Genomic DNA, 20910 nt, shown 5'->3' on the forward strand with positions numbered 1-20910 from the left:
CCGAAACCGTGGATGAGTGGCTCTATCCGAGCCTGAGCTTGCCCATTCGCCAAGCGCACCGGTTTAACGGATTTTTGCCCTCGGCGCGGCTGTGGACGCCCGAACCACCAGTTCCACGGGCAGAACGACTTGGCGGGGCGGTTGATTGTCAAGAACCATGCGGGCGGCGAGCCTGCCTTTTCCGATCACGTCTTGCGCGACAGTCGTCAACGGAGGCGTGGTGCGTGCGGATTCGGCAGTGCCATCGAAGCCGATAACCGACACATGGCGCGGCACCTCTATGCCACGACGAACCGCCTCGTCGAGTATTGTGATCGCTTGCCAATCCGACATGGTCAGGATTGCGGTTGCTTCGGGCACATTGTCGAATACCACCGCCCCAGCAGATGGATCGCCCGGCGTCGTCTCGATGATCGGAACATCGTCGATCGACAAGTTCGCCTCCGCCAAACCCTGTTTGAAACCGTCGAGCCTTTCGTCGTCGAGTGAGAAGCCGGCTAGAAGCGGGCGCTCTGCCTGTCCGGGCATGTGCACGATCGGAGGGCCTGGAGTCCTCCGTATGGAAAGGATGGCAAAATGCCGGTGCCCTAACCCGGTCAGATGCCGGACGGCGGCGACCGCGCCACTTCTGCCGTCGATCTTTATCGAATTGATGTCGGGACCTGCGTCATTTTCGAGAATGACGAAGGGCAGGCGCCGTCGTTGTGCCGATGTTATGAGACCGATGTCCCCGCTGTGACCAAGGATGAAGCCGTCAACGAGGGCCTCGCGGATGCTGGCGAAGCGGGTATTGTCGGTGCCGTTTACAAGGCTGAGCGTCGTTCCGGCCTCGTCGCAGGCGAGCGAAACGCCCAGCACCAACTCGCGGCCATAGGGGCTTCTCATCACCTCGGCGATGGCGTAGGCGCCAGGTGGCATGAACCCGATGGCATTGAACTTGCCATCCCGCAGCAATCGTCCTTTCGGGTCGGGGCCGCCAAATCCGAGCGCTCTCGCGGCCGCTTCAACACGTTGGCGCAATTCAGGCCTGACCAGTTCCGGCCGGTTGAAGACGTTGGAAACAGTGCCCCGGGAGACACCGGCAGCCTTGCCCACATCGGCTAGCGTTGGCATTGTGATTCACCCATTTCCCTTCAGTTAGACCATTTTTTGGAGCGCTCCAAGAATTTCGTTGACTCGAAAGTGAAAAAGGGGGATCGTATCACTTGGAGCGCTCCAAATAAACATATCTGCTATATTTCGCGTCTGAAACAACGGAGATTGTCAAAAGGCTTGGTCACAGCGGCGGCCATGCCCAAGGAGAGAGTCATGGCAGAAACCAATGTTTTTCCAGCCTCGCTTGTCGGTAAGTCTTTCGACTGCGTTTTCGGCCCGTTCGTACCCCGGCTGACGTTTTTCTCGCCGGAGGAATTGCATGTGCAGGCGTCGATCGGTGCCACCGAAATTGACGAGATGGTCAAGATCGACATGACCAGCGTACGCCCGAACCTCGTTCTCATGAGCTGGACGGAGCAGAGCGGCAACTTCATCGTGCAGTTGCAGGATCATGAAAACGGGATCGTCCATAATTATGCGCGTCTGGCCGATGGGCAGCTCTTCTGTGCCCAAGGTGCCATTCAATCCGTTGCGGTGGCGTGACACTGCCGCGTCTTGGCCCGGCCGACCGCGTGCGGCCGGACTCCGATCTGCTGAAGTGCCTGTCATCGATTTCCCTAATGGAGGAGGAAAGTGCGATGGAACTCGCTTACGACAGTCATCTGCTTGCCCGAATTCTGTTGAGCGTCGCGACCGTGGGCTACGGTGTGGTGACGATCAAAGCCGACCTCAACGCCACCCACGCCACCAATCCGCTGTGGACCCCGCACGCCCGGTTTCACGTCGTTTGGCAGGTGCTGAGCTACACCGGAGTTGCGCTGATTGCGCTGGGGCTTATCTGGATCGAGGGGCCACTCGAAGCCGAGCGGCTCTATCTCGCAGGGGGATTGGGCGTCGCTATGTACGGAGCGTTCTTCGTGGCAATGCTCTCACGACCGATTTATGGCGGCGTGCTCTACGACGAGAACGGCTATCTGCCATTCCGACCGCCGTTCGGACCGGCGGGTTGGCGGTGGGATGTCAACGTCACCGTCTTTAGCGCGATGTCCGCGATCCTGCTGCTGGGCCTAGCCGCGATTTAGGACAGCGCCAGCGCCCCGAGCCGGTCGACTAGCCGATCGCGGTCTGATGTCAGGCCCTTGTAGTCGAGCTGCGCGAGATCGAGCGCCTTGAGCTGGGCGGCGAAAGACGCCGCGAGCTTCGCCCGATCAGGGTGCCTGGCCAGCACGGCGAGCGGGTCGAGATGGATGCGGATGGTGAACAGGATATCGCGTGAAACAGGCAGTTTGCGCAGGGTTTGCCGCTCGACGCGGATGAAGGCATGGGCGTCGATGTCGCCATCGGGAAAGCGCGACGGCCGATTTGTAGCGCGGTCGATGCGCTGCAGGTCGGAAAGCGGATGGTAGAGCGCGTTATCGGACTGGATCGACCAGTTGTAGCGCTCGACGGCCTGCCCCTGGAGGCCATCGAACATCCGGTTGATGAGTTCCGCCGGACGCGTGCCCGGGCCGAAACCCGGCACCGGCGCGTGGATGTCCTGCAGCGGCTTGCCAAATTTTTCCAGGAGCGACCAGGACGAGGGAAAGCAAAGCGAGCCGGCAACCAGCCGCCAGCCGCTGTCACTGCTGCGCATCAGGATGAGGTCTTCCTGGACGAGCTGTGAGGCCTTGGCCAGCGGCGCATCGGCAAGGGAAACAGGCAGACGGTTCGCCGCGCCCGCCACCTCGACGCCTGATCCGCCGAGCCGATGGGTTTCGGGGAACCTCTCCAAGAGATGCGCAGCGAGCAAGTCGAGCACTTCCTGCTGGGCGTCCCGCGTGCCGTTTTCCTCGACGAAAACGCGCTCTGGGATTTCGGCATAGAGCCGGCGCTTTTCGGCGAGATACGGCAGCAGATGGGCGTCGACCTCGATCCAGTCCGCCGGGTCGAGCGGCTTCAGCCCGATACTGAAGAGTTTCGACGAGCCGTCATAGGGCGTGTGGGTGGGCGGCGTATGCTCTGGGGGTGTGTGAGTGGGCACAGTCGTCATGTTTCAGGTCAGTCTTGCGGGGATTAGTCCGCGCAGCGAATTGCCGACGAACAGGGACTTGGCGGATTTCAGATCGTCCAAGCTGTAGATTGCTTCGCGGGCGCGGCCTTCATCCAGAAGCTGCGCGCGCAATACACCAGGCAGCAGGCCGCAGTCTAGCCGGGGTGTGACCAGCACGCCGTCGCCGAGATCGGCAAAGACATTGGTGATCGTGCCTTCACAGATCTCGCCGCGCTCGTTGGCCATAAGCACCTCGTCGGCCTGGGTGACGAGATATTCGGCGCGGGCATGCGTGTAGAGCTGTCGTCGGCTGGTCTTGTGGCGCAGCAGCGTGTCGTTCGAATCGAGACTCGTCCGCGCCAGCCGCAGTATCCAGACCTTGTCGGCGGCGAGCGGTTCATAAGGTTGCGCCGAGGCCGTCACCTCACCATCGTGCGACAGGACAAGCCGCGTGCGCATGGCAACGCCGGAACCGCCGGCCGCGCTGCTCAGCGCCTCGCCGACCGTGCCTGGATCACAGTGGAAGCCGAGCTCCGCCGCCGAGCCATAGAGGCGCGCAAGATGACGATCGAAGCGCAGGAAGCCCGAGCCGGGTTCCCAGCGCATGGTCTCGATCAACTGAAAGTCGGCGGTGTTCCCGTCGCGAAGCGCGCTTTCAGCAGACACTCCTGATACTCCTCCTGCGCCGTCGAATCGAAGACGACGCCGCCTCCGACATTGTAGACGGCCTCGCCGCCGGAAAAGAGCGAGATGGTGCGGATCGCCACGGAAAAGCGCATCGGTCCGCCGGGCGCGATCCAGCCTATGGCGCCGCAATAGGCATCGCGGGGCGTGCCTTCCAGGTCGCGCAGGATCTCCATGGCACGGATCTTGGGCGCGCCGGTGATCGAACCGCAAGGAAACAGCGCCGCGAAGATCTGGCGGATAGAGAGACCCGGCAGCAGTTTGGCCCTGACGTCGCTCACCATCTGATGCACGGTCGGGTAGGTCTCGATGCGGAACAGCGCCGGCACGTCCAGCGTACCGACCTCGCTGATCAGCGAGATATCGTTGCGAAGGAGATCGACGATCATCCGGTTTTCGGCCTGGTTCTTCTCGTCATTGCGCAGGAAGATCTTCTGCCGTTCGTCCTCGGCTTTGGTGGCGCCGCGCGGCGCCGTGCCCTTCATCGGATGCGTCTCGATCATGCCCTCGGCGTCGATCTCGAAGAACAGTTCAGGCGAGCGCGACAGCACGATGGGTTCACCGAGCGCGATCAGCGCGCCGTATTTCACCGGCTGACGTTCAGTCAATGCATTGAAGGCGGCCAGCGGCTCGCCCGACCACTGCGCATGCACGGGAAAGGTCAAATTTCCCTGGTAGCAATCACCTTGCCGGATGTGCTGGTGCAGCCGCGAGAAGCGTTTTTCATAATCCTCGGGCGACCACGTCGCACGGGCGTCGAAGATCGGGCCGTTGGTCGCCGTGGTGTCGCGCGGCGGCACCGCCTCTTCGACCGGGGCATCGAAAACCCCAAGGCACACGAGTGGGGAGCGGCGTCCGTTAGGCAGCAGGGGAACGAGCTTGGGTTCGAGCAGGTAGCCCGCCTCATACGAGAAATAGCCGGCAAGCCATTTGCCTGCATCATGCGCGGCTTGTGCTGCTTCCAGAGCCGGCCCGAAATCCCCTGCTTCGTGCGCCACGATGATATCGGCCGGCCGGTCGAAAACGAGCTGGCGCGCGCTTTTGTCATTGCGAAAAATTGCGGCGGGCAGGGACATGGGCACCGAATGCTGCGGTCAATGAAGCCATCAACCGCTCTATATGGGGTGCCGCCCGCGCGCAATCGAGGGAACGGCACGCTGCCTCTTAAAGCCGACCTTAGGGCCAACTCAGGAACCAAGAGCAAACGGCGGCGCCGATATGGCGCCGCCGCTTGCAATCTTCAATATTCGCCAGCGATCAGCTGTTGCCGGTGGTTCCGGCTGTTGGAAACTGCTTGGCGAATTCCTTCTCGTTGCCGGAGGCGAGCAGCTTGGCCTGCTCGATCCAGCGTTCGCGCGCGATACGGCCGTCGAAATTCATGACGTCCTCGATCCGTTTGATATCGGCCGCGGTCCAGGACGCGATCTGGGCGAAGTTGGTGACGCCTTGCGCCTTGAGCAGCTTCTCGTTGACCGGACCGATACCGATCAGCCGGCGCAGATTGTCGGGCTTGCCGGATGCTGGGCCGGCTGCTGGCTTGGCTGTTGTTGCAGGCTTGCTCGTCGCGGATTTGGCTGGAGCCGAGGCTTTGGTGGCGGCGGGTTTCGCCGCCGGCTTGGCAGAGACCGCCTTGGCAGAGACCGGCTTGGCAGAGACCGCTTTCGCAGCGGCGGCCGGTTTAACCGGCGCGGGCTTTGTGGCGGCGGATTTGGCCGGCGCGGGGGTCGACATCAGGGCCGCCGGCGCCTGGCTTGCCGGCTTTGCCGCGCTGCTTCCGGCGGCAGGCGCGGCCGGCGCGTCGCGCAGCCGGCGCTCGAGGTCGGCGCGGGTCTTGCCGCATGCATCGAGTTCGCCGGTCAGGCGGTCGCTGTCGGTGCGAAGCCTGTCGCGTTCGCTGCGTGTACGGTCGAGGTCGCCGCGCAAGCTGTCGAGTTCACCGCGCAGGCGCCCCCAAAGGAACCAACCGACCAACACGCCTATCAGGAACGCCAGGACCACGTAGAAAAAAGTGCCCATTGTCTCTCTCCAGTCAGATCCGTCTGCCGTGGGTCATGACCTTCGGCGAAGGACTACTCTTGGTGGTTCCGCGGTAAGCAGAACAGCCGGCTTCGGTTCGAGCTGCGGCGATCGGCTTTGCTTGCCCATGGCCAACGGCCGTTGTCGCGTTCGCCTTGAGCGCCACGGTTGGCTGAGATTTCTCCTCGCCGATCCGCATGCGCTCCGGCTGAGCAGAACGAAGGCTATCATAGAGCTTGTGGAAAGCTATCGGAAAACTTCGGTGGAGAGTACTTCAAGAACAGATATTTAGGGCGATAGTAGAGCTGTCCCAACATGCATTCCGGCTAAACTGTTAGAGCGACGCCTGAGGGACGCGTTTCAAGCCTCGAGCGCTTCCAGCTCGTCGATCAGGCCACTGATGACGCCAAGTCCGATCTGCCAGAAGGCGGGATCGGTGGCGTCGAGCCCGAAGGGCGCCAGAAGCTCGGAATGATGCTTGGTGCCCCCGGCGCGCAGCATTTCGAAATACTTATCCTGAAAGCCGCGCTCGGCGTTCTGGTAGACGGCGTAGAGCGAGTTCACCAGGCAGTCACCAAAAGCATAGGCATAGACATAGAAGGGCGAATGGATGAAGTGCGGGATGTAGGTCCAGAACACCTCGTAGCCTTCGCGCAGCTTGATAGCGGGACCCAGACTTTCGGCCTGCACTTCGAGCCAGAACTGACCGAGCCTGTCGGAGGTCAGTTCGCCGTTCTTGCGTTCGGCATGCACCTTGCGCTCGAATTCATAGAAGGCGATCTGGCGTACGACCGTGTTGATCATGTCCTCGACCTTCTGGGCGAGCATGGCCTTTCGCTCGCGCCGGTCGGTGGTCTGGTCGAGCAGCGAGCGGAAGGTCAGCATCTCGCCGAAGACCGATGCCGTCTCGGCCAGCGTCAGCGGCGTCGAGGCCATCAGTGCGCCCTGGCTGCCGGCCAGCACCTGATGCACCCCATGGCCAAGCTCGTGCGCCAGCGTCATCACATCGCGCGGCTTGCCCATGTAGTTGAGCAGGACATAGGGATGCGCCGACGGTACGGTCGGATGCGCGAAGGCGCCAGGCGACTTGCCGGGCCGCACCGGCGCGTCGATCCAGTTGCGGTCGAAGAAGGTTCGCGCGATCTCGGCCATGTCGGGCGAAAAGCGCTGATAGGCAGACAGCACCGTGTTCCTGGCCTCGTCCCAGCCGATGATCGCCTGGGGCGTATCCGGCAACGGCGCGTTGCGGTCCCAGTGGTTCATCACCTCCATGCCCAGCCAGCGTGCCTTCATCGCGTAATAGCGGTGCGACAGGCGCGGATAGGCATCGCGAACGGCGGAAGCCAGGGCGTCCACCACGCTGCGCTCGACGCGGTTGGCGAGATGGCGTGAATCGGCGATGTCCTCGAAGCCGCGCCAGCGGTCGGATATTTCCTTGTCCTTGGCCAGCGTGTTGGTGATCAGCGTGAAGGTGCGCAAATTTTTGCGGAAGGTCGTGGCCAGCGCCTCGGACGCCCGGCGGCGCACCCCGCCGTCGGCGTCCTGCAAACGGTTCAGCGCCGGCTCCAGCGTCAGTTCCTCGCCGTCGATGTCGAAGCGAAGGTCGGTCATCGTCTCGTCGAACAGGCGGTTCCAGGCGCCGCGTCCGGTGATCGACTTTTCGTGGAAGAGCTGCTCGACTCGGTCCTCGAGCTGGTAGGGCTTGTCCTTGCGCAGATCGAGCACCCACGGCCGGTAGTGACCGAAGGCGGGATCGCCGACGAGCGCGCCTTCGATCGACGCATCGTCGATCAGGTTGAGTTCGAGCGCGAAGAACAGAAGGTGCGCACTGGCGTCGGTCATCTTCTCCTGGACGTCGCCATAGAGCTTGGCGCGCTGGGGATCAGCGGTGTTTCCGGCATAAACCAGACCCGCATAGGAGACGATGCGGCCGATCAGTTCCTCCAGCGCCTCGTAGGCGACAAGCGCCTCGCCCAACCTGCCGGCGCTGCCGCGCTCGGCCTCGGCGGCCAGCGTGCCTTTCCAGCGGTTCTCGAAGCTGGTCGCATCAGTGGCGGCCTTGGCGATGTCGCGCTTCAGTTCCGGCGCGTCCATGCCGGGATAGAGGTCGGCAAGGTTCCATTCCGGCAGGTCGCCCAACTCGGCCGCGCCCTGACCGGACGCCGGCGCCGCAAGCCGCCGAGCAGAGACCATGTTGCCAGAATCCTTATGCATTGCCGACACCTTCCGTGGCCAAGGTTCAAGGGGAAACGAGAAGCCGGTCAAATCCTAAGGAATTCATTCACCGGGTTTTTTGAAACCTTATTTAGAACCCTGTGCCAAGATGGTCCACAGGGCAGGATTCCTCGGGCGGGGCATAGTCGTATCAGTCATGACAGGTTCCATACTCATAGTCGATGACGATCCGGTGCAACGCCGGCTGCTCGAAGCGGCGGTGACGCGGTTCGGCTACAGCGCAATCGTCGTCGACGGCGGCGCGGCCGCTCTCGATATCCTCGATGGACCCGGCGCCCGCGAGGTGTCGGTGGTCATCCTCGATCTGGTCATGCCCGGTCTCGACGGTATCGGCGTGCTGAAGGCGATGCGCGAGCGCGACATCAACGTGCCGACCATCGTGCAGACCGCGCAGGGCGGCATCGAGACCGTGGTATCGGCGATGCGTCACGGTGCCTTCGATTTCGTCGTCAAGCCGGCGTCTCCCGACAGGCTGCAGGCGTCGATCGGAAATGCGCTCAAGGTCGAGGCCGTCGAGGGCGAGGTCAAACGCACGTCACGCCGGCGCGGCGGCCTCCTGACCTTCAAGGACATGATCACGCACAGCCCGGCCATGGACAGGGTGATCCGCCTTGGCCAGAAAGCGGCGGCATCCAACATCCCGATCCTGATCGAGGGCGAGTCCGGCGTCGGCAAGGAACTGGTGGCGCGCGCCATCCAGGGCAGTGGCGACCGCCGTTCGAAACCCTTCGTCACGGTCAATTGCGGCGCCATCCCCGACAATCTGGTCGAATCGATCCTGTTTGGCCATGAGAAGGGCTCGTTCACCGGCGCCACCGACAAGCATACGGGCAAGTTCGTCGAAGCGCATTCGGGCACACTGTTCCTCGACGAGATCGGCGACCTGCCGCTCGACGTGCAGGTCAAGCTGTTGCGCGCGGTCCAGGACGGCGAGGTCGACCCGGTCGGCGGACGCTCGACCGTCAGGGTCGACATCAGGCTGATTTCGGCGACGCACCGCAACCTCCTGCAGCAGGTCAAGGACGGCAAGTTCCGCGAGGATCTGTTCTACCGGCTGAACGTCTACCCGATCTTCGTGCCGCCGCTGCGCGACCGCCGCGACGACATCCCGTATCTGGTCACCCATTTCATGGAGAAGGTAGCGCCGGCCGACCCGCACCGTCGCCTGCAAGGTATTTCGGCGGCAGCGCTCGCCGTGCTGCAGGCCTATGACTGGCCCGGAAACATCCGGCAGCTCGAAAATGCCGTCTTCCGTGCCTCGGTGCTTTGCGAAGGCGATGTGCTTGCCGCCGAGGACTTCCCGCAGATACGGGCGCAAGTGGAAGGCACCGTCAACCTCGATTTGGATGGCGACGCGTCGTCGCCGTCCCTGTCTTTGGAGGGGCGCGATGACGAAGCCTTTCCCGGCGAGGGCGGCCCGGCAATCGCGTTCGATCCGCCGGCAAGGCTGCAGCCTCGCTTCGGCACGTTGCGGGCGCTCGACGAGCGCGGCAATGTGCGGGCACTTGCCGATGTCGAACTCGAGATGATCAAGCTTGCCATCGATCACTACAACGGACAGATGAGCGAAGTCGCCCGCCGACTCGGCATCGGCCGCTCGACGCTCTATCGCAAGCTCAAGGAACACGGCATCGATCCGGAAACAGGCCGCGTAGACCGGCTCGCCTCCTAAGGGCGATGCCGGGCTGAGCTTCGGAATCCGGCTTGCCACAAGGCCGACGCCAGCTTGCCATGCCACAACGGGCCTTGTATCGCCGTTTCAGTGGCATTGTGGCTGTCCCATGGACAGCTCTGTTCACGCATTAAGGCTAACGGTAACAGATCGTGTTCGGGCCGAAGGCGGAAATCTGATCTAAACCAGCGGTTTACCAAGAAACCTTGTGAACAATTTTTTGACGGGATATCGCCACGGTGTTACCGCATTTCGGCTTCAATAAGCGATGATTAACCATTAGGATCGATATTCGGGTGTGCTAATGCCACATCCGTTTGGACAAATCCGGGGACAAACGGCAGCCTGCAAGGCCTTTTGATTTGAACAGAATCGAACGACACACAAACAGGCGGCACCATCATTTGAGCGTCTGGCCGAAGTGGCTGGCAGTGTTGGTTGTCGCTTTTGGTTTTGTTGCCGCGGCTGCGAGCGGAGCCAGCGCCGAAACACGGTCGCTGAAGCTTTATCATCTCCACACCCATGAGAAGGCCGAGATCGTCTACAAGCGCAACGGCCGCTACGTTCCCGAGGGTCTCAGGAAGATCAACATCATTTTGCGCGACTGGCGTCGCAACGAGCCGACCAAGATGGATCCGCGCCTGCTGGATCTGGTCTGGGAAGCGTATCGGGAAGCCGGCGCCACGGACTACATCCAGGTCATCTGCGGCTATCGCTCGCCGTCGACGAACTCGATGCTGCGCGGCCGCAGCAGGGGCGTCGCCGAGAAGAGCCAGCATATGCTCGGCAAGGCGATGGATTTCTACATTCCCGGCGTGCCGCTGAAGAAGCTGCGCAACATCGGTCTCAAGATGCAGGGCGGCGGCGTCGGCTACTATCCGTCATCGGGTTCGCCGTTCGTCCACATGGATGTCGGCAATGTGCGCCATTGGCCCGGTATCAGCCGGCAGGAACTGGTCAGCCTGTTCCCCAACGGCAAGACGCTGCATGTGCCGAGCGACGGCAGGCCGCTGCCCGGCTTCGAGCAGGCGCTCGCCTCCTACAAGGCGCGCAAAGGTTCAGGCTCGCCGGCTATCGAGATGGCCAGCGCCGGTGGCAGCGGCAAGAAATCAGGTGGATTCCTGTCGGCATTCTTCGGTGGCGGCGGTGATGACGAGGCCGACGACAGCGCCGATGTCCAGACCGCTTCGGCCGCCCCCCCGCCCAAGGCGAGAAACCTGAAGCCGGCAGCAGCAGCCAAGACCAACAACCTCCCGGGTATCGCCATCGTGGCGCCGGAGAATGCGCGGCGCGCCGAGATTCCGCAGGTGACCGAGCAGCAGGCTCCGGAGCCGGAAGAGGACACGCCGGAGACGATCATCGCGGCATTGCCGGCCCGAAGCATTCCGCTGCCGGATTTCGCACCGCGGCCGAAAGCCGATGTCGGCGCTCAGCAGCCTGAGAACGTTCCTTTTGCGATGGCGGAGGCGACAGCCACCACCGAGCAGGCCGTGGCGACCGCGCATGCGCCGGCGAGCGTTCCTTTCGGCTTGGCCGATGCAACGGCTTCGGCTAATCCGGCCCAGATCGCGGTCAACAACATACCGTTGCCGACATGGCGTCCCGACAATTCGCTGCCGGCCGCTCTGGCTGCGCCGCCCAGCAAGGATGTGCTGATGGCGCTGGCCGAGACGGCTGATCAAGGCAAGACCGCGACCGATGCGTTCTCGGTGCTGCCGACGGCGCGGCCCGAGATGGCCAGGCCGGATGCGGTCAAGGCCGTGCTCGACGAGGCCAATGCACAGGTCGGTGCGGCCGATTACCAGCTTGCTTCCTTGTCCGGATCCGAGCCGCGTTCGGCGTTCAACGATCCGGGCACCAACGCCGCATCGCCGCGCGATGCTGTCGTTGCCCGTCCGGCCGGTTCCGATCCGGCCGCCGCGATCGGCGCCGGCGTCAAGACGACCCGCAAGGAATCGAGAGCCACCGCCCGCGACCTGAAGCCAGGCCCCAAGGCCATGGTGGTTGCAGCCGCACCGCAGGCCGCCCGCTGGGCATTGACCAGCGGCGAGCATGTCGCCACCGTTTCAAGCGCGACGACGGCGCCGGGTTACGCCTACAGCATCGTGCACACGCCGCCGAGCGAGGTCTACACGGCCGGCTTCCAGCCGAGCAGCCAGGTGGCCGATGCCAATCGCTTCACCGGCAACGCCGTCAAGTTCATGTCGGTGGCCCGCTTCCAGACCAAGTGACGGCAAATCAATCGACAAAGCCGCGCCGGGCAACCAGCGCGGCTTTTTGTTGTTCAGCGAACCGGGCCAGCCTGCACGGTCACGCGCGGCTGAACTTCTCGTGAAGCCGGAACGGTCGGCCTATTCCCCGGGTTAATATAGGTTCATTCAAACCCGGGGAGATCCATGAAGAACATCCTATTGGCATCGGTCATCGCATTGGCAACCGCTTCGGCGGCCATCGCCCCTACGCAGGCCGAGACCATTGTCGTCAAGACTCATGACCATATGCACATGAAGAAGCATTGCCGGACCAAGGTGGTCACAAGCTGGAAGCATCACCACAGGGTGGTTGAAAAGGTTCGGGTCTGTAGCTGATCCGGTTCGGAGCCGATTTGGCAAACCAGGTCGACGCGAGTCGGCCGGGTTTTTTCGTGCCGTGGCCGAAGCCTTATTTCGCAAGCTTGCTCGCCGCGCGCGCCAGGGCTTCGATCTCGTCCCACTTGCCGGCCTTGACGAGGTCGTCGGGCGCCACCCAGGAACCGCCGACGCAGACCACGTTGGGCAGGCTTAGATAGTCAGCCGCGTTCTTGGCCGAGATGCCGCCGGTCGGGCAGAATTTCACATCGGCGAGCGGCGAGGCGAAGGCCTTCAGCGAAGCGATGCCGCCCGACTGCTCGGCCGGGAAGAATTTCAGGAAGCGCAAGCCGGCTTCCCGCGCGGCCATGATCTCGCCGGGTGTGATGGCGCCGGGCAGCAGCGGAACATCGCTGCCGGCGGCTGCCGACAGAAGCTCGCGGGTGATGCCGGGGCTGACGATGAAGCGCGAGCCCGCGGCAGCCGCCTCTTCGAACTGCCTGGCATCGAGAATGGTGCCGGCGCCGACGATGGCGTCCTCGACTTCACTAGCGACCCGCCGGATCGCTTCCAGCGCATCGGCGGTCCTCAGCGTGATCTCGATTGCCGGCAGGCCGCCGCGCGCCAGCGCGCGCGCCAGCGGCACGGCATTGGCGACATCAGAGATCTTCAGCACCGGGATGACCGGCTGGCCGTTGAGGAGCGACAGGAGTTTTTCGGTCTTGCTAGGCATGTGTCTCTCCGTGGCGTGGGACAATTCAACCGATTAGCAGAAGGCCGTTTTCCTGTCCACGAAACCGGCCGTGTCGCGATGTCACGCGTCGCCCATGCTCGCCAGGCTTAGCTCACAAAGGCGGCTGCCAGCTCGGCGGTGTCGGCAGTTTTGTGCCGACAGTTTTTCAGGATAGGAATTTTTTCTTGACTCCCTGATCTCAGCTATGGTACAAATTCGCCTATGGTGCAGATTTGCGCCAGTGACCTCCGAACAGGATGCCTGCTTTGCCTTGAATCGGCTTGCTTGAGCGTCTAGTGGCTTCGGCAATGACATCACTTCCACCCTTCCGCGTCGCAGCGCTCTACCGGTTTGCCCGGCTCGACGCTTTCGAGGAACTGCGCGCGCCGCTCGCCGCCTTCTGCTGTGGGCGCGGCATCAAGGGCACGCTGCTTCTGGCGCATGAAGGCATCAACGGCACCGTCGCCGGCAGCGAGACGGCAATTGCCGAACTGATCCTGTACCTTGAAGCCATCGAAGGGCTGGCTGGCCTCGAGGTCAAGTACAGCGCAGCCGCGGACATGCCGTTCCACCGCATGAAGGTGCGGCTGAAGCGCGAGATCGTTACCATGGGTGTCGATGACATCGATCCTTCGAAAAGTGCCGGCACCTATGTCGCGCCGGCCGACTGGAACGCGCTGATTTCGCAGCCCGACACTGTCATCATCGACACGCGCAACGCCTACGAGGTGTCGATCGGCACATTCAGGGGTGCGATCGACCCGGCCACCGCAAGCTTTCGCGAGTTCCCGGCCTGGGTGGAGGCGCACCGGGGGGAGTTCGAAGGCCGCAAGGTGGCGATGTTCTGCACCGGCGGCATACGCTGCGAAAAGGCAACCGCCTACGTCAAATCGCTCGGCTTCGAGGATGTCTTTCATCTCAAGGGCGGCATCCTCAAATACCTTGAAGAGGTTCCGGCTGAACAGAGCCTCTGGCATGGCGAGTGCTTCGTCTTCGACGAGCGCGTTTCGGTGTCGCACGGCCTCGCCGAGGGCGAAGCGGAACTGTGCCGGGCCTGCCGCCGCCCGCTGACGCCGGGCGACCTGACGTCGCCCAAATTCGCCGCCGGTATTTCCTGCCCGCATTGCTTCGATGCGCGTTCGGACGAGGACCGCCAGCGTTATGCCGAGCGCCAGCGCCAGGTCGAGCTTGCGCAGGCGCGGGGCAGAGAGCCGCATATCGGCTCCTGATCCAGGCATCGAGCTGCTGCAAAGCGGCCGCTGTCATTGCAATGTCAAGTTTCGGGACTTACGTCTTCGACGTTCGAAACCTGCCCGTTCGGCCGGGCAAATCCTGGAGGCACTGAATGTTCGATCCCAAGAAGCTTCTCGACGATCTGCTCGGCTCGCAAATCCCCGGCACCAGCGGCACCGTTCGCGACAAGGCGGGGCAGGCCGTGCAGATGGCCAAGGACAATCCGCTGGCCGCCGGCGCACTGGCCGCCGTGCTACTTGGAACTGGTGCCGGTCGTAACGTAACGGGCGCCGCGGTGAAGCTTGGCGGACTGGCTGCCATCGGCGGTCTCGCCTACAAGGCCTACCAGAACTACAAGGCCGGCAACGCACCCGCCGAAGCACCGGCGGCCGGCGAACCGGAATTGCTGCCGCCGCCCAAGGACACCGCCTTCCACCCGTCGCAGGCGCCGCAAGGCGAGGACGAATTCACGCTGACCCTGATACGGGCGATGATCTCGGCGGCGAAGGCCGATGGCCATATCGACGATGAAGAGCGCCAGAAGATCGCCGGCAAGCTCAGCCTGGCCGGCATAGACTCCGATGCCGAAAAGTTCCTGATGGCGGAGCTGGCAAGCCCGCTCGACCTCGACACGCTGGTGGCCGGCGCCAAGACCGACGCGCAGAAGCTCGAACTCTACACGGCATCGCGCCTGACCATCGATCCCGACACCCGCGCCGAGCGTGGCTATCTCGACCTGCTTGCAGGCCGGCTCGGCCTGCCGGACGCGCTGGTCGACCATGTCGAGGCAACGGTTTCGGCGGCCAAGGTGCCGGCCAAGGCAGGGACATCACCCAATCCGCGCTGGTAGGCCAAAACGGCACAGGAGGCACTTTCTGGGTTAACCTCTCGTTAACCCAGAAAGCGCATCATTCAACACAGTCGGATCGGCTTTTCCTCCTCCCAAGCCCGGTTCAGATCAGGGGCGGTCGCCAATGGCCGCCCTTTTTGTCGGCCCGATCGGATGGACACGCTTGCCACCGCCGCCGTCATTTGCGATGCCTTCCTTTTTCGAGCCAAAACCCGAAAATCAGTCGAGCAAGCGCAGCTCTGCCGGAGGACAACAGCCATGACCGAGCAAAGAACCGCCATCGTCACCGGGGCCGGCACGGGCATCGGCAAGAGCGTCGCCACGGCGCTGCTCAAGAACGGCTGGAACACGGTATTTTGCGGGCGCCGCAAGTCGGTGCTGGACGCTGCGGTCGCCGAGGCCGGCCGCACCGACGCCAAGGCCTTGGCGGTAGCCTGCGATATCAGCAAGGCAGGCGAGGTCGACGATCTGTTCGAGACCGTGGCGGCGGCCTTCGGCCGTGTCGACCTGCTCTTCAACAATGCCGGCATGGGCTACAAATCGGCGCCGATCGACGAGATACCGGTCGAAGTGTGGAACGATATCGTCGGCGTCAATCTCACCGGTTCGTTCCTGTGTGCCCGTGCCGCCTTTGGCGCCATGCGCAAGCAGAAGCCGATGGGTGGCCGCATCATCAACAACGGTTCGGTGTCGGCCTATGCGCCGCGCCCGGGCTCGGTGCCCTACACGGCGACCAAGCATGCCATCACCGGGCTGACCAAGACGCTGGCGCTCGACGGCCGGCCTTATGACATCGCCTGCGGCCAGATCGACATCGGCAATGCGCTGACCGATATGGCGCAGCCGATGACGGTCGGCGTGCCGCAGGCCAACGGCTCGATATCAGCCGAAGCGGTGATGGATGTTCAGCGCGTCGCCGACGCCGTCGTCCATATGGCCAGCCTGCCGCTCGAGGCCAACGTGCTGTTCATGACCGTCATGGCGACCAAGATGCCGTTTGTCGGGCGTGGGTAGTTATTCTCCCGGTAGCTCTGCGCCGGGTAGATAGAGCGCGATAGGACGGATCTCGTAGACGGCGGTCGGATTGACGCGACGAAACTCGCGCGCGATAGCGATGGCATCGTCCCGCGTCGGGCAGTCGACGACATAGAGGCCGAGAAGCTGTTCCTTGGTTTCGGCGAAGGGGCCGTCGACGATCATGCCGTCGCGCAAGGTGCAGGCCGATTGTGTCGCGTCAAGCCGCGCCGACGGCCCAAGGCTGCCGTCGGCATAGAGCCCTTCATGGATCTTGAGCAAGTCAGCCATCAGCGCCGTATCTTCCTGCGGCGTCAGCGCTTTGATTGCGTCTTCCACATGATAGGCAAGGATTGCATAGAACATCCGATGTCACCCCACTTCGATCCTGATCCGAGGACCGTAGCCGTTCTCGACATGCACGCCCAGTCTTGGCCTCGCGCCTCCGGACGGCTCATGCCACCGTCATGCCACAGCCGCAAATTGTCCGGAAGAGGACAGCGGCCCGCTTTCAAGCTTCCTTCGCCAGGAAGGCCCCGATCCGTTCCAGCGCCCGCAAGATGTTCTCCTCGGAATTGGCGTAGGAGAGCCTGATATAGCCTTCGCCGAGAATGCCGAAATCGGGGCCGCCGATCAGCGCCACGCCGGCATCGTCGAGCAGCGCCGAGGCCAGCTTCTTGGCCTTCCAGCCGGTCTTCGAGACGTTGGGGAAAGCGTAGAACGCGCCCTTGGGCGTGATGCAGGAGATGTCAGGCAGGGCGTTCAGTCCCTCGACGACGATCTTCCGGCGGCGGTCGAAGGCGCGCATCATATTGGCGACATCGTCCTGCGGGCCGTCGATTGCGGCGATGCCGGCGAATTGGCTCGGCGCGTTGACGCAGGACCAGCAGTTGACCGCCAGCTTGCGCACCTTGTCGTAGAGATGGGCGCCCTTGTCGCCATTCGGCCAGATCGACCAGCCCATGCGCCAGCCGGTCATGGCCCAGGTTTTCGACCAGCCATTGAGCACGATCAGCCGGTCGCGGATCTCGGGAAAGCCGAGCAGCGAGCAATGCGTCTCGCCATCATAGGTCATGACGTCGTAGATCTCGTCGGAGAGGATGGCGACGTGCGGATGCGCCTCCAGCCCCTTGACCAGTTTCTCGATCTCGGCACGGGGCGTGACGCCGCCGGTCGGATTGGCCGGCGAGTTGAGGATCAGCAGCCTGGTCTTCGAGGTGATCAGGGCCAGCGTCTCCTCGGCGGAGAAGGCAAAGCCGTTCTCCTCGCGCATCGGCACCGGAATAGGCGCCGCACCGGTGAATTCGATCATCGAGCGATAGATGGGGAAGCCCGGATCGGGATAGAGGATTTCGGCGCCAGGTTCGCCGAACATCAGGATCGCCGCGAACATGGTCGGCTTGCCGCCGGGCAGGATCATCACCGATTCGGGCGATACTTCGACACCGGTGGTGGTCAGCGTGCGGCGCGCCACCGCTTCGCGCGTCGCCAGCAAGCCATTGGCCGGCGTGTAGCCGTGATGGCCGTCGCGCAGCGCCTTGATCGCCGCCTCGACGATGTGCTGCGGCGTCTTGAAGTCGGGCTGGCCGATGCCGAGATTGACGATGTCCCGACCTTGGCTTGCAAGGGCTGTCGCCCGCGCCAGCACCGCGAATGCATTTTCCTCGCCGAGACGGTCGAAGGCCGAAATCGTGTGGAGCATTTTTCCCGTCCGTGTGGTTCTTACTGTTGGGTCGCGTTTTTGTGAGCTTCGGCTGGCAAAAGTCAAACGGATTGGAGCTTTCGGTGTCGGAAAATCTCAGGGATTGGCAACCGCGCCCGCGGCCTGAACGCACGGCCATCGATGGCCGGTATGTCCGGCTTGAACCGCTGAGCGCCGCAAAACACGGCGACGGCCTCTATGAAGCGTCCTCCGTGTCCGACATCGGCGGCCGCTTCGCCTGGCTGCCGGACTATCCGCCGGAGACCCGCGCCGCCTTCCAGCCATGGCTGGACAAGGTCGAGGCCAGCGAGGATCCGCTGTTCTTCACCGTCATCGACAAGGCCAGCGGCAAGGTCGCCGGACGCCAGACACTGATGCGCATCGATCCGGCGTACGGCGTCATCGAGATCGGCAACATCTATTGGGGACCGCTCATCTCGCGCAAGCCGGGAGCAACCGAAGCGCAGTTCCTGTTCATGAAATACATCTTCGACGAACTCGGCTACCGCCGCTACGAATGGAAGTGCAACGACCGCAACGAGCCCTCGAAGCGGGCGGCCGAACGGTTCGGCTTCAAGTTCGAAGGCATTTTCCGCCAGCATCTGATCGTCAAGGGTGAAAACCGCGACACCGCGTGGTATTCGATCATCGACAAGGAGTGGCCGGCGCTGCGCAGTGCCTATGAGGCGTGGCTCGATCCGGCCAATTTCGATGGCGACGGCCAGCAGAAGCGACGGCTCGAGGATTGTCGCGCGGAATTCGGCGCTTAGGAGTTCGCCATTGGCACATACAAACGATCACAGCGGGCATGATCACACTGGGCACGATCATGGGCCTGGCCATGTGCACGGCTCGACCGACAAGAAACGCGTTCTGATCGCAGCCTGCCTGACCGGCGGCTTCATGGTCGCCGAAGCCCTTGGCGGCATTCTCACCGGATCTCTGGCGCTGCTGGCCGATGCCGGCCACATGCTCGCCGACTCGATCGCGCTCGGCCTTGCCTGGTATGCCTTCCATCTGGCTAGCCGCCCGGCGACCGTTCGCCTCACCTATGGCTTCGGGCGGGTCAAGACGCTGGTGGCCTATACCAACGGCATCGCCATCTTCGTCATCGCCCTGTGGATCGTCTACGAGGCCTGGGAGCGCCTGCAGGCGCCGGCACCAGTGCTTGGCGGGCCAATGCTGGTGGTGGCGATCCTCGGCCTGCTGGTGAACATCAGCGCGTTCTTCGTGCTGCATGGCGGCGATCGCGAGAGCCTGAACATGCGCGGCGCCATCCTGCATGTGCTTGGCGACCTGCTCGGCTCGGCTGCGGCCATCGTTGCGGCGTTGGTCATCCTGGCGACCGGCTGGACGCCGGTCGACCCGATCCTGTCGGTCCTGGTCTCGCTGCTGATCCTGTACACGGCGTGGTCGCTGATGCGAGAAGCCGCCCATGTCCTGCTCGAGGGCGTGCCGCCAAGCCTCGACCGCGATCTGATCGCCAGGGATATCGAGGCGACCATCCAGGGCGTGCGCGAAGTGCACCACATGCATGTCTGGTCGCTCGACGGGACGAGCAACATGGCGACGCTGCATGCCTGTCTCGACGAGGACGTCGATGCGCATCAGGCGGTGAGTGCCGTCAAGAAGCGGCTTGCCAGCGAGCACGGCATCAGCCATGCCACCGTGGAACCGGAATTCGGCCAGTGCGCCGACGATGGCGACGAACACGACCACGGGCACGAGCATGAAGCGGCTGCCTATCACGACCACCATCACTAGGACCGGATCGATCGATGTCGATTGGTCCTGCCTCGGGAGTTGCGAAACCTTGAAAACCAGCTTGATGAACACCCGCTGTCCTGGTGCGGCGTGATGGATCGTGACACCAGGAATGCTCTTATCGCTGCAGTGTGGATCATGCTTCTGTTCGGTATCGGCGCCTACTATCTGCCGACCGTGATGCTGGCACTCGGCAGCCTTTCGACCGTGCTGGCCGGCGCCTTCGGCGTCGTCTTCGTGCTGGCGTTCTTCTCGGTGTTCTGGCTGCGGGCCCGCAACCAGCGCAAAAACCAGGGTAAATAGGCAAGGGATCTTCGATATGCGCATTCTGATCACTGGCGCCGCGGGTATGGTCGGCCGCAAGCTCATCGCCCGGCTGGCCAAGGACGGCACGCTGCGCGGCGGCAAGATCACCGCGCTCGATTTACACGATATCGTGCCGCCGCAGGCACCGAGCCTGGATGGCGTCAGCGTCACGCTGCACACCGGCGATCTCGCCGAAGCGGGGGCCACTGAGCGCCTGGTCGCATCGCGCCCCGACGTCGTGTTCCATCTTGCCGGCATCGTGTCGGGCGAGGCGGAAGCGAATTTCGATCTCGGCTACCGCGTCAATCTCGATGGCACGCGGGCCCTGTTCGATGCCATCCGGCTGGCGGGCTTTGCGCCGCGCGTCGTCTTCACCTCGTCGATCGCGGTGTTCGGCGCGCCGTTCCCGGATGTCATTCCCGATGACTTCCATCCGACGCCGCTGACCTCCTACGGCACCCAGAAGCAGATGAGCGAAGCGCTGCTGGCCGACTATTCCAGGCGCGGTTTCTTCGACGGCATCGGCATCAGGCTGCCGACCATCTGCGTGCGGCCGGGCAAGCCGAACAAGGCGGCGTCCGGCTTCTTCTCAGGCATCATCCGCGAGCCGTTGAGCGGCCAGGAGGCGATCCTGCCGGTGCCGCGCTCGGTCGTGCACACGCATGCCAGCCCGCGCTCGGCGGTCAACTTCCTGATCCATGCGGCAGGGATCGACAGCAGCGCCGTCGGGCCACGCCGCAACCTGACGATGCCTGGCGTCGCCGTCACCGTCGGCGAGCAGATCGAGGCGCTGGAACGCATCGCCGGGCCGAAGGCGGTAAGCCTGATCCGCGAGGAGCCGGATGACACGATCTGGGCGATCGTCAAGGGCTGGCCAACACGGTTCGAGGCGCGGCGGTCAAGGGAACTGGGCTTCAGCGCCGAAAGGAGCTTTGACGAGATCATCCGCGCTCATATCGAAGATGAGCTCGGCGGCAAGATCGCGGGTTAAACTCCGAGCCTCGCTGCGT

The 20910-nt window shown here is 63.3% G+C and carries 21 protein-coding genes; 12 read left to right on the forward strand and 9 right to left on the reverse strand.

All coding sequences use genetic code 11. From position 1 onward, the window contains the following. Positions 1 to 63: 63 nt before the first annotated feature. Complete coding sequence (locus NKI66_RS11245; RefSeq protein ID WP_164892874.1) at positions 64 to 1095, reverse strand: LacI family DNA-binding transcriptional regulator; 1032 nt, start codon at positions 1093 to 1095, stop codon at positions 64 to 66. Positions 1096 to 1308: 213 nt separating this feature from the next. Between NKI66_RS11245 and NKI66_RS11250 the strand changes: the two genes are divergently transcribed. Both NKI66_RS11250 and NKI66_RS11255 read left to right on the forward strand, forming a co-directional pair. Continuing rightward, on the forward strand, positions 1309 to 1638 hold the full coding sequence (locus tag NKI66_RS11250) for a MoaF-related domain-containing protein (RefSeq protein ID WP_023810059.1): 330 nt from the start codon (positions 1309 to 1311) through the stop codon (positions 1636 to 1638). Positions 1639 to 1733: 95 nt separating this feature from the next. Then, the gene (locus NKI66_RS11255) at positions 1734 to 2177 is read left to right on the forward strand and encodes a hypothetical protein (RefSeq protein WP_031212814.1); all 444 of its coding nucleotides are present in this window, start codon (positions 1734 to 1736) and stop codon (positions 2175 to 2177) included. Here NKI66_RS11255 and NKI66_RS11260 read toward each other — a convergent pair. The 5 genes from NKI66_RS11260 to NKI66_RS11280 form a co-directional block, all read right to left on the reverse strand. After that, a complete protein-coding gene (locus NKI66_RS11260; protein WP_352751637.1) occupies positions 2174 to 3124 on the reverse strand; it encodes a heme-dependent oxidative N-demethylase family protein in 951 nt (316 codons plus the stop codon). The genes NKI66_RS11255 and NKI66_RS11260 overlap by 4 nt on opposite strands. A 3-nt stretch (positions 3125 to 3127) precedes the next feature. After that, a complete protein-coding gene (locus tag NKI66_RS11265; RefSeq protein WP_352751639.1) occupies positions 3128 to 3790 on the reverse strand; it encodes an aminotransferase class IV family protein in 663 nt (220 codons plus the stop codon). Next, a complete protein-coding gene (locus NKI66_RS11270) occupies positions 3739 to 4884 on the reverse strand; it encodes an aminodeoxychorismate synthase component I (RefSeq protein ID WP_352722617.1) in 1146 nt (381 codons plus the stop codon). The genes NKI66_RS11265 and NKI66_RS11270 overlap by 52 nt, the downstream gene beginning before the upstream one ends. 181 nt (positions 4885 to 5065) lie before the next feature. Further along, positions 5066 to 5824, reverse strand: coding sequence for a helix-hairpin-helix domain-containing protein (locus tag NKI66_RS11275; RefSeq protein WP_352751640.1), 759 nt, complete (start codon positions 5822 to 5824; stop codon positions 5066 to 5068). Between the two features lie 360 nt (positions 5825 to 6184). Then, the gene (locus NKI66_RS11280) at positions 6185 to 8017 is read right to left on the reverse strand and encodes a M3 family oligoendopeptidase (RefSeq protein WP_352751695.1); all 1833 of its coding nucleotides are present in this window, start codon (positions 8015 to 8017) and stop codon (positions 6185 to 6187) included. A 178-nt stretch (positions 8018 to 8195) separates the two neighbouring features. Between NKI66_RS11280 and NKI66_RS11285 the strand changes: the two genes are divergently transcribed. The 3 genes from NKI66_RS11285 (at position 8196) to NKI66_RS11295 (ending at position 12319) form a co-directional block, all read left to right on the forward strand. Next, positions 8196 to 9731 (forward strand): sigma-54-dependent transcriptional regulator, encoded by a 1536-nt coding sequence (locus NKI66_RS11285; RefSeq protein ID WP_352733577.1) that lies wholly within the window; start codon positions 8196 to 8198, stop codon positions 9729 to 9731. Between the two features lie 404 nt (positions 9732 to 10135). Then, positions 10136 to 11962, forward strand: a complete 1827-nt coding sequence (locus tag NKI66_RS11290; RefSeq protein ID WP_352751642.1) for a peptidoglycan L,D-endopeptidase MepK — start codon at positions 10136 to 10138, stop codon at positions 11960 to 11962. 165 nt (positions 11963 to 12127) lie between these two features. Then, positions 12128 to 12319 (forward strand): hypothetical protein, encoded by a 192-nt coding sequence (locus NKI66_RS11295; RefSeq protein ID WP_127272097.1) that lies wholly within the window; start codon positions 12128 to 12130, stop codon positions 12317 to 12319. Positions 12320 to 12392: 73 nt separating this feature from the next. On the opposite strand, the gene NKI66_RS11300 is transcribed toward NKI66_RS11295, so the two are convergent. Next, positions 12393 to 13031: a 2-dehydro-3-deoxy-phosphogluconate aldolase gene (locus NKI66_RS11300; protein ID WP_352751644.1), complete on the reverse strand. Its 639-nt coding sequence runs from the start codon at positions 13029 to 13031 to the stop codon at positions 12393 to 12395. Between the two features lie 308 nt (positions 13032 to 13339). Between NKI66_RS11300 and trhO the strand changes: the two genes are divergently transcribed. From trhO to NKI66_RS11315, 3 genes are all read left to right on the forward strand, one after another. Then, positions 13340 to 14260: an oxygen-dependent tRNA uridine(34) hydroxylase TrhO gene (trhO, locus tag NKI66_RS11305; protein WP_352751646.1), complete on the forward strand. Its 921-nt coding sequence runs from the start codon at positions 13340 to 13342 to the stop codon at positions 14258 to 14260. 116 nt (positions 14261 to 14376) lie between these two features. Continuing rightward, positions 14377 to 15114 (forward strand): tellurite resistance TerB family protein, encoded by a 738-nt coding sequence (locus NKI66_RS11310; RefSeq protein WP_127809400.1) that lies wholly within the window; start codon positions 14377 to 14379, stop codon positions 15112 to 15114. Positions 15115 to 15372: 258 nt separating this feature from the next. Continuing rightward, on the forward strand, positions 15373 to 16128 hold the full coding sequence (locus NKI66_RS11315; protein WP_023810046.1) for an SDR family oxidoreductase: 756 nt from the start codon (positions 15373 to 15375) through the stop codon (positions 16126 to 16128). On the opposite strand, the gene NKI66_RS11320 is transcribed toward NKI66_RS11315, so the two are convergent. Continuing rightward, positions 16129 to 16494 (reverse strand): YciI family protein, encoded by a 366-nt coding sequence (locus NKI66_RS11320; protein ID WP_128303104.1) that lies wholly within the window; start codon positions 16492 to 16494, stop codon positions 16129 to 16131. 145 nt (positions 16495 to 16639) lie between these two features. Continuing rightward, positions 16640 to 17830: a pyridoxal phosphate-dependent aminotransferase gene (locus NKI66_RS11325; protein WP_352751648.1), complete on the reverse strand. Its 1191-nt coding sequence runs from the start codon at positions 17828 to 17830 to the stop codon at positions 16640 to 16642. An 83-nt stretch (positions 17831 to 17913) separates the two neighbouring features. On the opposite strand from NKI66_RS11325, the gene NKI66_RS11330 reads away from it, so the two are divergent. From NKI66_RS11330 to denD, 4 genes are all read left to right on the forward strand, one after another. Further along, positions 17914 to 18600 carry a GNAT family N-acetyltransferase gene (locus NKI66_RS11330; RefSeq protein ID WP_352751649.1) on the forward strand — a complete coding sequence of 229 codons (687 nt, stop codon included), beginning with the start codon at positions 17914 to 17916 and terminating at the stop codon, positions 18598 to 18600. Positions 18601 to 18610: 10 nt separating this feature from the next. Next, entirely contained in the window at positions 18611 to 19594 is a 984-nt protein-coding gene (locus NKI66_RS11335; protein WP_352751651.1) for a cation diffusion facilitator family transporter, read from the forward strand. Between the two features lie 90 nt (positions 19595 to 19684). Beyond that, a complete protein-coding gene (locus NKI66_RS11340) occupies positions 19685 to 19897 on the forward strand; it encodes a hypothetical protein (protein ID WP_023810042.1) in 213 nt (70 codons plus the stop codon). A 16-nt stretch (positions 19898 to 19913) separates the two neighbouring features. Continuing rightward, positions 19914 to 20891: a D-erythronate dehydrogenase gene (denD, locus tag NKI66_RS11345; RefSeq protein WP_352610360.1), complete on the forward strand. Its 978-nt coding sequence runs from the start codon at positions 19914 to 19916 to the stop codon at positions 20889 to 20891. The last annotated feature ends 19 nt before the right edge of the window (positions 20892 to 20910 follow it).

Source organism: Mesorhizobium sp. M0518 (genome assembly GCF_040321125.1).
Classification (GTDB): Bacteria; Pseudomonadota; Alphaproteobacteria; order Rhizobiales; family Rhizobiaceae; genus Mesorhizobium.